This is a genomic window from Actinokineospora iranica, assembly GCF_900101685.1.
GTDB classification, from domain to species: Bacteria; Actinomycetota; Actinomycetes; order Mycobacteriales; family Pseudonocardiaceae; genus Actinokineospora; species Actinokineospora iranica.
This window is the reverse complement of sequence record NZ_FMZZ01000010.1, coordinates 154,691-167,970: the sequence shown is the minus strand read 5'-3', so window position 1 is coordinate 167,970 and position 13,280 is coordinate 154,691. Positions and strand designations below refer to the sequence as shown.

General features: G+C 74.4%; 5 protein-coding genes (1 of these 5 cut by a window edge). 1 reads left to right on the top strand and 4 read right to left on the bottom strand.

Translation table 11 applies throughout. From position 1 onward, the window contains the following. Nucleotides 1-258 precede the first annotated feature (258 nt). A complete protein-coding gene (locus BLS56_RS20560; RefSeq protein WP_139190854.1) occupies nt 259-1,731 on the top strand; it encodes a nitrilase-related carbon-nitrogen hydrolase in 1,473 nt (490 codons plus the stop codon). Nucleotides 1,732-1,806: 75 nt separating this feature from the next. Here the strand turns inward: BLS56_RS20560 and BLS56_RS20555 are convergent, their stop codons facing one another. The 4 genes in view from BLS56_RS20555 to BLS56_RS20540 are tightly spaced (at most 15 nt apart) and all read right to left on the bottom strand, a layout consistent with a single transcriptional unit that may run on beyond the window. After that, on the bottom strand, nt 1,807-2,628 hold the full coding sequence (locus BLS56_RS20555; RefSeq protein WP_091453445.1) for an alpha/beta fold hydrolase: 822 nt from the start codon (nt 2,626-2,628) through the stop codon (nt 1,807-1,809). A gap of 1 nt (nt 2,629) precedes the next feature. Next, nucleotides 2,630-2,842: an MbtH family protein gene (locus tag BLS56_RS20550; RefSeq protein ID WP_091453440.1), complete on the bottom strand. Its 213-nt coding sequence runs from the start codon at nt 2,840-2,842 to the stop codon at nt 2,630-2,632. Between the two features lie 15 nt (nt 2,843-2,857). After that, complete coding sequence (locus tag BLS56_RS20545; protein ID WP_091453437.1) at nt 2,858-9,955, bottom strand: amino acid adenylation domain-containing protein; 7,098 nt, start codon at nt 9,953-9,955, stop codon at nt 2,858-2,860. After that, on the bottom strand, nt 9,952-13,280 hold the 3' end of the coding sequence (locus BLS56_RS20540; RefSeq protein ID WP_175482949.1) for a non-ribosomal peptide synthetase. It continues 10,531 nt past the right edge of the window; 3,329 of the gene's 13,860 nt are visible here — the last part of the coding sequence; its start codon lies beyond the right edge, outside the window; the stop codon is at nt 9,952-9,954. Before BLS56_RS20540 ends, BLS56_RS20545 begins: the two co-directional genes overlap by 4 nt.

Sequence of the window (13,280 nt, the reverse complement as noted above, 5' to 3'; positions counted from 1 at the left end):
GGCACACCCGCGCCGGATCGCCGATTTCCGATGACCAGCATGATCACTCGGATGGCGTAGGGGTGATCCGCATAGGACCGGTGGGGTGTGGCGGCGCGGATCACGCGGTCAGCCTCATGGTGATCGTCTCGCCGACGTCCTACGTTGGCCGACATGCGCACTCCAGCCGAAGATGTGGACACACCCGGAATCCGTCCGATCGCGACTGACCGGTCGCGGGTTTGGCTTGGCGTGGGCGGGTTACTCTCCCTTTTCGCCGTGCATGGCAAGTGGGACATCCCGATCGCCGCGTGGGTGGCGGCGATTTTCCTGGTGCGGTATTGCCGTCGGCGCGGGGTCGCGCGCGGTTTCGCCGCGATGGCCGGGGTTCAGGTCGTCGCCGGTGTTTTCTGGCTCTACCAGGCCGAAAGCCTGCTGAACCCGGTGGCTCTCGCGGGGATCGCGGCGCTGTCCGTCGCGTTGGGACTGCCGTTCCTGGCCGATCGGCTCACCGAGTCCATTAGGGACAGACGCCCGGTCCTGGGCACGCTGGTGTTTCCTTGCGCCCGGGTCGCGGTCGAGTTCGGGATCGCGGCGCTGAGCCCGTTCGGGGCGGTCTACGGGTCGCTGGGCACCACGCAGCACGAGTTCGACACGCTCATCCAGATCTCGTCGGTGTTCGGCGCGTACGGGGTCAGTTTCCTGGTGGCCTGGACGGCTCCGGTGGCCGTCCTGGTGTGGGAGCGGCGGCCTGCGGCCAGGGCGGCGGTCGCGCTGGCGCTCTGCGCGCTCGCGGCGGCGGGCGTGTTCGGCACGATCCGGCTCGTGACGACCAGGACCGACGGGCAGACCGTGCGGGTGGCCGGGGTCAGTCCCACCACCGCCGAGGTCAAGGCGTGGACCAAGAGCCTGGCGGACCTGCCCGAACTGCGGGACTTCGTTACCGCGCCGCCGCAGCGGATGCGGGACGCGTTCGCCGTGGCCAACGCCCGGATGCTGGACCGCACCGAACGGGAGGCGCGGGCGGGCGCGCGGATCATCACCTGGTCGGAAAGCGCGGGGCAGACCATGGCCCGGGACAAGCAGGCGCTCGTCGACGCCGCGGCGGGCATCGCCCGGCGCCACGGCGTGCACATCAACCTCGCCCTGTCGGTCTACACCGACGAGGCGCCGCACCTGCGCAACCAGGCGATCCTGGTGACCCCGGGCGGCGGTGTCGCCTGGACCTACGACAAGGGCCACCCGGTGCCCGGCCTGGAGCCCGACACCCCCGCCGACACTCCGGTGCCGGTGGCGCGCACCCCGGTCGGCGTGCTCGCCGCGATGATCTGCTTCGACGCCGACTTCCCCGGCCTCACCCGGGACGCGGGGGCGCGCGGGGCAGGCCTGCTGCTGGTGCCCGCGAACAACTGGGCGGGGATCGCGCGCCTGCACGCGGAGAAGGCCCGGTTCCGCGCGGTCGAGGGCGGCTACTCCCTGGTGCACCAGGCCAGCCGGGGCATCGCCGAGGTGACCGACCCGCTGGGCCGGGTCGTGGCCGCGTCGGACTTCTTCGCCACCGACCGGCAGGTCGTGCGGGCCGAGGTGACCACGCGCAACCTCAACACGGTCTACGCCCGCGTCGGCGACGTGTTCGCCTGGGCCTGCGTGCTGCTCACCCTGGCGACCCTGGCCGCGGCCGCACGGCCGTCGCTCGCCAAGACGACCAGGATCTCGTGGACCGACCCCGGGACCGCGAGGCAGCCGACGTGAGGCGATGACGCCGACCGCGAGCCGCCGGGCGGCCCAGCCCGGGTGCGCCGCTCACCGCGGGGAGGCAGTGCTGCCTCAAGCCGAGGGTCCACCACTCACCGCCGCGAAGAAGTCGATTAGCACTTTGTTGACCGATTCGGGGTCCTCCAGGTAGCCGTAGTGGCCGCAGTCCGGGATCACGGTGGACTCCGCGCCGGGGATGGCGGCGGCCAGTTCGGCGCCCAGGCCGGGTGGGGCGATCACGTCGTCGGAGAACGACACGACCCGGACCGGGACGCGGATCGCCGCGTAGGCCGCCAGGCGGTCCGGCATGGGTTCCAGGCCCTGCTGGGCCGCCACGCCGGGGCCCTCGCCCGCCGAGAGTTCCAACAGGTCCAGCCAGTCCCGGGCCGCCGTGTCGTCGGACAGAGTGGTCCGGGACAGGAACTGCACCGCCCGCATGGCCGCGCGGTAGCGGGCGGGCAGATCGATCCCGGACTCCCGCAGGTCCCGCTCGGCCGCGGCCAGCGCGGTCCGCAGCACGTCGCTGCGGCCGCGGGCGGCGAGCAGGGCCGCCTGGCGCACCAGGTCCGGCCGGGCCAGGGCGAGTTCGGCGGCGATGTAGGCGCCCATCGACGTGCCGACCATCCGGCACGAGCCCAGGCCAAGCGCCTCGATGAGGCCCGCGGTGTCGGCGACCATGTCGTGCACGGTGAAGCCGTCCGCGCACTCGTCGGACGGCGGGATGCCGCGGTTGTCCACGGCGATCGGCCGGTATCCCGCCGCGACGAGCGCGGGGACCTGGTGCAGGTCCCATACCGAGCCGCTGCCGCCGGTGCCCATGAGCAGCAGCACCGGGTCGCCGCTACCGGTGTCCCGGTAGTGCAGGCGGATGCCGTTGACCCGGATCAGCGGCACGTCACTCCCCCATCGCGCGCACCAGGCTGAGCGGGCGCATGTCGGTCCAGTTCTCCTCGACGAAGGCCAGCGCGGACGCGCGGTCGGTCTCGGCCAGCGCCACGGTCCAGCCCGCGGGGACCTCGGCGAACGACGGCCACAGCGAGTGCTGTCCCTCGTCGTTGACCAGGACCAGGTAGCGGCCGTCGGCGTCTTCGAACGGGTTGGTGCTCATTGTTCTCTCCCTTGGTTATCCCCTGACACGGGTGGCCAGCACCCGCGCGATCTCGGTGACCGCGGCGTCGTCGGTCACCATGTCGCCGTGCTCGACGTCCACCGGGTGCACGGCGATGTCCCCGGTGACGTGCGCCCGCCACGCCAGCGGGTCCAGCCCGGAGCGCTCCGGGTCGTGCCGGGCGGACACGAACAGCAGGTCGGTGTCGACCACGGGCGGGACGTGCCTGCGCATGATCCGCACGTTGTTGACGAAGACCCGCTTGATCGCGAGCATGTCGGCGGCCTCCAGGTGCCCCATCGCGACGTTCTCCGCCCGCAGGTAGTCGCGGAACCGCGCGAACAGGGCGGCCTCGTCGTCGGCGAGTTCCGCCGGGTCGTAGGCGAAGCCGAAGTGCCGGAGGTTGGCCTCGATCAACTCCCGCTCGTCCAGCTCGCCGCCGCGCAGGTCTTCCTCCGACGGGTAGGCGTCGAGCAGGGCCAACAGGTCGACCCGGTGCCCCAGCCCCCGCAGCCGCGCGGCGACGGCGTGCGCCACGTTGCCGCCGAACGACCAACCGAGCAGCCGGTAAGGACCTTCGGGGCGCACGCGCAGGATCTGCTCGGCGTAGTCGGCCGCCATCTCGGTGACGCTGCCGGGCAGCGGCTCGTCCCGGTCGAGGCCGCGGGCCTGCAAGCCGTAGACGGGCACGGTCGGGTCGATGTGGCGCAGCAGCCGGGCGTAGCACCAGCTGAACCCGGCACCCGGGTGCACACAGAACAGGGGCGTCCCGGAGCCGCCGGGCCGCAGCGGCAGCAGCACGTCCTGGGCGTGTCCGGCGTCGGCGCCGCGGACCGCCTCGGCCAGCGCCGCCGGGGTCCTGGCCTCGAAGACCCGGCGCACGGGCACCTCGGCGCCCAAGGTGGCCGCGACCCGGCGGACCAGGTCCGCGGCCAGGAACGAATGCCCGCCGAGCTCGAAGAAGTCGTCCTCGACGCCGACTTCGGGCAGCCCTAGAACCTCGGCGAACAGCTCCCGCAGCACGTCCTCCCAGGGATCGCGGGCCGCGCGGCCGGGCTCGGCCGCGCCCCATTCGGGGGCGGGCAGCGCGCGCCGGTCGAGCTTGCCGTTGGCGGTCAGCGGGAGCGCGGGCAACGGCACGAACGCGGCCGGAACCATGTGCTCGGGCAGGGACTGGGCCATGTGCTTGCGCAAGGTCGCCGCGTCCGGAACCCCGCCTGCCACGGTGGCGGGGGCGGCCGGGACCACGCCTGCCGGAGAGAACACCCCTGCGGCGGCCGGGGTGTAGTAGGCGACAAGCCTGCCGTCGCGCGCCAGGACGCGGGCGGAGCCGATGTCGGGGTGACGGGTGAGGACGGCGGCGACCTCGGCAGGCTCGATGCGGAAGCCGCGGATCTTGACCTGGTCGTCGGCCCGGCCCAGGAACTCCAGCTCGCCCGCGCGGGTCCAGCGGGCGCGGTCGCCGGTGCGGTACATCCGCTGCCCGGTCCCGTGCGGGTCGGCGACGAACCGCTCCGCGGTGAGGGCTGGTTTGCCCAGGTAGCCGCGGGCGAGTCCGGCCCCGGCGAGGTACAGCTCGCCCGGCACGCCCGCGGGGACCGCGCGGAGCGCGGCGTCGAGGACGTGGGCGCGCAGGTTGGGCAGCGGCCTGCCGATCGGCGGTGTCCCGGGCCAGTCTTCGACGGCGGCGGGCGCGGTCCATGCGGTGGCCACGTGGGTCTCGGCGGGGCCGTAGTGGTTGTGCAGCCGCCACGTGGCGCGGGCGTGCCAGCGGCGCACCGGGCCGCTCAGGGTGAGCGCTTCGCCAGCCTGGGCCACGGTGGTCAGGTCGGGCAGGTCGAGGTCCGCGGCAAGGGCCGCCGCCGCGACGGCCTCGACCACCAGGTTCGGCGCGTACAGCTCGGTGATCCGCCGCTCGGCCAGCCACCGGACCAGGGCGGCCGGGTCGCGGCGGACGTCCTGCGGGCAGGACACCAGCGTCTTGCCGTGCAGCAGCGCGGAAAGGATCTCCTGCACGGACACGTCGAAGCTGACCGCGGTGAACTGCGCGACCCGCGCGCCCGGCCCCGGCAGCGCCGCGCCGTGCCAGTCGAGCAGGTTGAGCAGCGCGCCCGAGGGCATCTCGATCCCCTTGGGCGCGCCGGTCGACCCGGACGTGTAGATCACATACGCCGGGTGCTCGGGGCGGATGTCCACGGCGGGCGGCTCGATGGGGCCGTCGGGCTCGGTGTCGGCGGGAAGCCACTCGCCCAGGCGCAGGCGTTCGGCGGTCTCCCCGGTGGACAGCACGACCACCGGCGCGGACTCGGCCAGCATGAGGTCGACCCGCTCGGCCGGGTACTCCGGGTCGACCGGCACGTAGGCCGCCCCCGCCTTGAGCACGGCGAGCATCGCCACGGCCAGGTGCGCCGAGCGCGGCAGCGCCACCGCGACCCGCCGCTCCGGCCCGGCGCCCCGGGCGATGAGCGCGTGGGCGAGGTGGTCGGCGCGGGCGTCGAGCGCGGCGTAGGTCAGCGCGGTGTCGCCGTCGACCACGGCGATCCGGTCGGGAGTCGCGGCGGCCTGGCGGGCGAACGCGGCGGGCAGGGTCTGGCCGGAGGCCGCCCGCTCGATTCCCTGGACCGCGGCGGTGGCTCCGGGCAGGGTGAGCTGCCGGACCGGCTTGTCGGGCAGCCGCACGGCCTGGTCGAGCAGGCCGAGGAACCAGGCCACCAGGTCGCGCGCGGTGGCCGCGTCGAACAGGTCGGCGTCGAACTCCAGGCCAGCGCCCAGGCCCGCGGGCGCGCCCGCCGCGTCGAACCGCTCGGCGAAGGAGAACAGCAGGTCGAACTTGGCGGTGCCGGAGTCGGCCGTGGCCGGGGCGGCGGTCAGGCCGGGCAGGTCCACCTCGCGCGGCTCGGCGCGGTCGGCGGTGTTGTTGAAGGTGAGCATGACCTGGAACAGCGGGTGCCGGGCCAGCGAGCGCTGCGGGTCGACCAGCTCGACCAGCCGCTCGAACGGCACGTCCTGGTGGGCGTAGGCGGCCAGGTCGGTCTCCCGCACCCGGGCGACAAGCTCGCGCGCGGTCGGGTCGCCGGACAGGTCGGCCCGCAGGACCAGGGTGTTGACGAAGAAGCCGACCAGGCCGTCGAGCCGGTCGTCGGTGCGGCCCGCGACCGGCGTGCCCAGCGGGATGTCGTCTCCCGCGCCGAGCCGGGACAGCAGCGTGGCGACCACGGCCTGCACGACCATGAACGGGCTCGCCTGCGCCTGGCGGGCCAGCTCGACGATCTTGCGGTGGGTGTCCGCGCCGACCTCGTAGCGCACCCGGCCGCCCCGGTGCGCGGCGACCGCGGGCCGGGGCCGGTCGAACGGCAGGTCCAGCTCGGCGGGCAGGTCGGCGAGCGCCGCGCGCCAGTAGGCGAGCTGGCGGGCGAGCGGGCTCGCCGGGTCGGACTCGTCGCCCAGATAGCTCCGCTGCCAGAGGGTGTAGTCCGCGTACTGGACCGGCAGCGGCGCCCAATCCGGCACGGTCCCCGCCGACCGCGCGGCGTAGGCGGTGGCCAGGTCGCGGGCGAGCACCGGCACCGACCAGCCGTCGCCCGCGATGTGGTGGACCAGCACCAGCAGGGCGTGCTCGTCGGGGGCGAGCCGGAACAGCCAGACCCGCAGCGGCACGTCGGCGGCGAGGTCGAACTCGTGGGCCGCCGCCTCCGCCAGGGCGTCCGGCAGCGCTGCCGCGGTGACCGCGCGCGTCTCGAAGGGCGGTTCGGCGTCGAGCACGATCTGATACGGGCCGTCGGCGTCCTGTCCGAAGACCGTGCGCAGGGTCTCGTGCCTGGCCGCGACGTCGCTGACCGCGGCGCGCAGCGCGGGCGCGTCCAGCGGGCCGGACAGGCGCAGCGCGAGCGGGATGTTGTAGGTCGCGCCCACCGGCTCGAAGCGGTGCAGGAACCACAGCCGCCGCTGCGCGAAGGACGCCGGGACCCGCGCAGGCCGGGGGCGAGCGGCGACCAGCGGGGGCCGGGTGTCCCGGTCGGCGTCGAGGGTGGGGGCCAGCGCCGCGACCGTGGGGTGCTCGAACAGGGCGCGGATGGCGAGCCCGGCGCCGAGGGTGGCGCGGATGCGGCTGACCAGGCGGGTGGCGAGCAGCGAGTGCCCGCCCAGGGCGAAGAAGTCGTCGTCGATGCTGACCCTGGCGCGGTTGAGCACTTCGGCGAAGAGGCCGCACAGGATCTCTTCGCGCGGGTCGCGCGGCGCTCTTCCTGCGGCCGTCGTCTTGTCGGGCGCGGGTAGGGCCGCCTTGTCGATCTTGCCGTTGTCGGTCAGGGGAAGCGCGTCCAGCGGGACGAACGCGGACGGCACCAGGTAGCCGGGCAGGACGGCCGCCAGGCTGGTTCTCATAGTCGCGGGATCGGCGTCGCCGACCACGTAGGCCACCAGGGTGTCCTCTCGCGGGACCACCACGGCGTGCGTGACTCCGGGGACGGCGACCAGGGCGGCCTCGACCTCGCCGGGCTCGACCCGGAAGCCGCGCACCTTGACCTGCTGGTCGGCGCGCCCGAGGTAGTGCAAGACCCCGTGCGCGTCCCAGCGGGCGAGGTCGCCCGTGCGGTACATCCGCTCGCCGGGCGCGCCGAACGGGTTCGCCGGGAAGCGCTCCGCGGTGGCCCCCGGGCGGCCGAGGTAGCCGCGGGCGACGCCAGCGCCCGCCAGGTACAGCTCACCGGCGGTCCCGGGTTCGACCGGCCGCAGGCCCCGGTCGAGGACCAGGGCGCGCATGGCGTCCAGCGGCTTGCCGATGGGCAGCGCGGCGGGCACGTCGTCGGCGGGCGTGAGCCGGTGGGTCGTGGCGAACGTGGTGGTCTCGGTGGGGCCGTACCCGTTGACCACGGTCAGGTCAGGACAGACCGCCCGCACTCGCCGCACGGCGTCGACGGAGACCACGTCACCGCCGGTCCACACCTCTTGGACACCGGTAAGACACTCGGGAACCTCTTCGGCGACAAGACGGAAGAGGCCAGCGGTGAGCCACAACCCGGTTACCGCGTGCCCGGTGATCACCTCGGCGAGCGCTTCGACGTCCAACTCCCCGGGCGGGGCGACGACAAGAGTGCCGCCGGTAAGCAGCGGAACCCACATCTCGTAGGTGGACGCGTCGAACGCGTGCGGGGCGTGGAGCAGGACCCGCCGCTGGGCGGGCGGGCGAAACGCGCTGTCCTCGGCCAGCGCCACGATGTCGCCGTGGGTCACCGCGACCCCCTTGGGCGCGCCGGTCGACCCGGACGTGTGGATCACGTATGCCAGGTGCCCCGGATCAGGGACCGTCCCGGCTGCCGGGGGCTCGCCGAACTGATCACAGGTGGCCGCGTCGCCTGCGTCTGAATCGGCCGCCTGCGGGTGCTCGCCGGGGTCGTCGGCGCGCACGACCGGAATGCCCAGCTTCGCCGCCCGATCGGCGTTCGCCGCGTCGGTGACCACCAGGCGGGCGGCCGTGTCCTCGGCCAGGGAGCGCATCCGGTCGAGCGGATAGGTGTGGTGCATCGGCACGTACGCGCCGCCTGCCTTGAGCACGGCGAGGGTGGCCGCCACGAGGTCGGGGGCGCGGTCCATCAGGATCACGACCGGGGTTTCCGCGCGGACGCCTTGGGCGGCAAGGGATCGCGCTATCCGGTCCGAGCGCTCGTCCAGGTCGCGGTAGGTCCAGCGGGTGTTCGCGGACACGATGGCCTCGGCGTCCGGGGTCGCGTGGGCGCGCTCGCGGAACGCCCGCGGCACCGAACGGGCGGACACCGGGGCGCTGGACCCGCTGAACGCCAGCGCCTGCCGGACCGCCGCCGGGTCGGTGAGGTCCAGCGCGCCGACCGGGGTGTCCGGGGCGGCCACGACTGCCCGCAGCACGCGGGTGAACCGGTCGATGAGGGTGGCCGCGGTGGTCTCGGCGATCACGTCGGGGCGGTAGTCGAGTCGCAAGTGGACGTTGTGGCGGGCCACCGCGACCAGGGCCAGGGGGTAGTGGGTGGCGTCGGCGTTGCGGCTGCCGACGACGCGCAGGCCGCCGTCGTCCTCGGCGGCCGGTGCGGTGTCGAGGGGGTAGTTCTCGAACACCATGGACGTGTCGAACAGCTCGCCAACGCCCGCCAGCCGCTGGATCTCGGCCAGGCTAAGGTGCTGGTGGGCCAGCAGCGCGGCCTGCTCGGCTTGCAGCCGGGCGAGCATCGCCGTCAGGGGCTCCCGCGGCCGCAGGCGGGCGCGCAGCGGGAGGGTGTTGATGAACAGGCCCACCATGGTCTCCACGCCCGCCAGTTCCGGCGGCCTGCCGGAGACCGTCACACCGAACACCACGTCGTCGCGGCCGACCAGCCCGCTCAGCACCACCGCCCAGGCGCCCTGGACCAGGGTGTTCAGGGTGAGCCCGCGTTCGCGGGCGCGGTCGGCCAGCGCCGCGCTCTCCCGCGCGTCCAGCTCACGGGTGACCCGGCCCGGAGCGACCGCCGCGGCCCGCCCGGGAGCGACGCGGGTCGGTTCGACACCGGCGAGGGCGGCCCGCCACGCCTGCCCGGCCTGGTCGCGGTCCTGCGCGGCGAGCCAGGCGAGGTAGTCCTTGAACGGGCGCACGGGCGGCAGATTCGCGTCGGCGCCGCGCAGGTAGAGCCGGAACAGCTCGCGGACCAGGACCGGGCGCGACCAGCCGTCGAGCAGGATGTGGTGGTTGGTCAGGGCGAACCGGTGGCGGCGGTTCCCCAGGCGCAGCAGGGTGAACCGGACCAGCGGCGGCCGCGCCAGGTCGAACCGGGTGGCCCGGTCCTCGGCCAGCACCCGGTCGGCCGCGGCGTCGGGGTCGGCCTCGCCCGCCAGGTCGGCCACCCGCCAGGGCGGCTCGACGCGGTGCGGGATGACCTGCACCGGCTTGCTGAGCCCCTGGTAGCGGAAGGCGGCGCGCAGGTTGTCGTGCCGGTCGAGCAGCATCCCGGCGGCGGCCCGCAGCCGGTCTTCGTCCAGCGCGCCTTCCAGGGTGAACACCTGCTGCACCAGGTAGACGTCGGGGGCGGTCTCGTCGTAGACGCCGTGGAAGAGCAGCCCTTCCTGCAAGGGCGACAGCGGCAGGATGTCCCGCAAACCGGATCGGGTCATGTCAGGTCCTCCCAGTCGGCTTCCAGGCGGGCGATCTCGGCTTGGTCCAGGTCCGCCAGTGCGACGTCGGAGGGGGTGAGGCCGCCCGCGTCGGGGTTCTCCGCGTGCGCGGCCAGCGCGCGCAGCGCCCGGAACCATGCCTCGGCCAGCGCCTCGGCTCGCTCGTCGGGGACGAGACGGGTCGCCCAGGTCCAGGTGGCGGTCAGCACCGGGCCGTCCGGGGTGTCGGTGGTGCGGGCGTTGACCTCGACCACGTGGGCGAGCGCCTGCGCCGGGTCGACGCCGCCCGCGCCCGCCGCCGCGCCCAGGACGGTCCAGGCGGGCACGCTGTCCAGGCTCGCGTCGGCGTCGGCTCCCGCGACCCGGCCGAGGTAGTTGAAGCCGAGTTCGGGCTCGGCCGCCCCGGCGAAGGCCGCCGCGCTGTCCGGGTCGAGGTAGCGCAGCATCCCGTAGCCCATGCCGCGCTCGGGGATGGCGCGCACCTGCTCCTTGACGCGCTTGAGCAGCGCGCCCACCGACGGCCCGCCCGCCCACGCCTCGGCCAGGTCCAGGCCGCCCGTCGTGAGCCGGACCGGGTAGACGCTGGTGAACCAGCCGACCGTGCGGGACAGGTCAGCTCCGCCGACCACGTCCTCCTCGCGGCCGTGGCCTTCGAGGTCGAGCAGGACATCTTCCGCGTGGCCGGGCCGCCAGTCGACCGCCGCCAGGAGGAACGCGGTGAGCAGGACGTCGTTGATCTCGGCGTGGAAGGCGGCCGGGACGGTGGTGAGCAGCGTCTTGGTCACGGCCACGGGCAGCCGCAGCGTCAGGTGCCGGGCGGTGGCCTGGGTGTCCAGGGCCGGGTCCAACGCGCCGTCGGCGATCGGGTGGCCCGCGGCCAGGGTCTCGGTCCAGTGCGGAATCTGCGGTCGGCGGGCGGGGGCGGCCTCGGCCAGGCGGTGCGCCCAGCGGCGCAGCGACGTGCCGGTGGGCTGGAGGGCCGCCCGCTCACCCCGGGCGCGGGCCTGGCAGGCCTCGGCCAGGTCGGCGGTGAGGATGCGCCAGGAGACACCGTCCACGACGAAGTGGTGGATCATCAGCAGGAGCAGGCCGGGAGCCGCGCCCCGGTCGAACCAGACGGCGCGGGTCATCGTGCCCTCGGCCGGGTCGAGGTCTTCCCGCGCGGTCACGGTCCACCGGGTCACCAGCTCGCGCAAGCCGTCCTCATCGAGACCGACTCCATCCACTGTGGACAGAGTGGCGGTGGCGGACGGGAGGATGGTGAGGCCCGCGTCGTCCAGGCGGGCGCGGAGCGCGTCGTGATGGTCGATGAGGTCCTGGATCGCGCCGAGCACGTGCTCCGGGCGCGTACCGGCGGGCACCGTGATCAGGCGGGACTGGTTGTAACCGCGCAGCGGGCCGCCGCGGGCCATGGCCCAGCGCGTGACCGGGGTGAGCGGCAGCGAACCGAGCGCGTCGCCGGGGTCCTCGGCGGCGGCGGGGGTCGTGATCGCCGCCGCGGCGGCGATGCGGGCCACGGTGCGGTGCTCGAACACGTCGCGGACGGAGAGCGCCAGTCCGGCGCGGCGGGCGCGGCTGACCAGTTGGATGGACATGATGCTGTCGCCGCCGAGGTCGAAGAACCCGCTGTCGACGCCCACTTCCGGCAGGCCCAGCACCTCGGCGAACAGTCCAGCCAGCACGCGTTCGGCCGCGGTGCCCGCGCCGGTCGTGGCTGTGTCCGGGGTGAAGTCGGGCGCGGGCAGCGCGCCGCGGTCCAGCTTTCCGTTGCGGGTCACCGGAAGCGCGTCGAGCCAGACGAACGCCGACGGCACCATGAACGCGGGCAGCCGCTCGGCGAGGTGCGCGCGGGGGTCCGCGCCCCCGTCGCCGACCAGGTAGGCGACGAGGCGTTTGTCCCCCGGCCGGTCCTCGCGCAGGATCACCGCGGCCTCGGCCACCGCGCCGTGCGCGACCAGGGCCGCCTCGACCTCGCCCGGTTCCACCCGGAAGCCGCGCAGCTTGACCTGGTCGTCGACCCGGCCTGCGAACTCCAGCAGCCCGTCCGGCCGCAGCCGGGCGAGGTCGCCGGTGCGGTACATCCGGGAGCCGGGTCCGCCGTGCGGGTCGGCGACGAACCGCTCGGCGCTGCGCCCCGGCCGGTTCAGGTAGCCCCGGGCCAATCCCGCGCCGCCGATGTAAAGCTCGCCCAGCACACCGGGAGCCACCGGCCGCAGCGTGGAATCGAGCACGTACAGCCGGGTGTTCCACAGTGGACGTCCAATAGGGACGATACTCGGCACTGCGTCACCGGAGCGCATCCGGTTGACCGAGGAGAACACCGTGGTCTCGGTCGGCCCGTACTCGTTGGCCACCACGGTGTCCGGGCACCCGTCGAGCACGCGCCGCACCGCGACCGGGGACACCACGTCGCCGCCCGCCCACACCTCGCGGACCCCGGCGAAGCAGTCGGGCCGTTCCTCGGCCAGCACCCGGAACAGGCCCGCGCTGACGAACAACCCGGTGACCGCGCCGTCCGCGATCACCTCGGCCACCTCGTGCGCCGACAGCGGACCGACCGGGGCGATCACCACCTGCCCGCCGTTCAGCAGCGGCGCCCACAGCTCGAAGGTGGACGCGTCGAACGCGTACGGCGAGTGCATCAGCACGCGCTCGTGGTTGCCCGCCCGCCAGCGCTGGTTGACCGCGAGGTGGGCGACGTTGCGGTGGGTGTTGGCCACGCCCTTGGGCCGCCCGGTCGAACCCGAGGTGTACATGACGTACACGACCTGCTCGGCGTGCGTGCGCACGTCCGGCGCGTGGTCGGGTCCCTGCGCGACCGGGGCGACCACCGGCACGCCGTAGTCGGCCGCGCGGTCGGTCACCAGGGCGACGGCGGCGGTGTCGGCGAGGATGAACCGGGTTCGCTCGTCGGGCTGGTCCGGGTCGATCGGCACGTACGCCCCGCCCGCCTTGAGGATGGCCAGGGTGGCGGTCACCAGCTCGAAGGAGCGGTCCAGCAGGACGGCGACCTTGCTTTCCGGCCGCACACCCCGCCGGATCAGCTCGTGCGCGAGCCGGTTCGCCCGTGCGTCCAGTTCCGCGTACGCCACGGTCTCGCCGCCGAGGCGCAGCGCGGGGGCGTCCGGGACGCGCGCGGCCTGCTCGGCGAACAGCTCGTGCACGGCGCGGTCGGCCGGGAACGGCTCGTCGGTGGCGTTCCAGTCGCGGATGATCCAGTCGCGCTCGGCCGGGTCGAGGACGTCGATCGCGCCCACCGGCACGTCCGGTGCCGCGACGACCGCTTCCAGCACGCGGACGAGCCGCCGCGCCAGGGTCCGCGCGG

Bases quoted from the DNA above. Each gene is read 5' to 3' on its own strand.
- BLS56_RS20550 (WP_091453440.1), bottom strand. From the start codon at position 2,842: ATGAGCACCAACCCGTTCGAAGACGCCGACGGCCGCTACCTGGTCCTG.
- BLS56_RS20545 (WP_091453437.1), bottom strand. From the start codon at position 9,955: ATGACCCGATCCGGTTTGCGGGACATCCTGCCGCTGTCGCCCTTGCAG.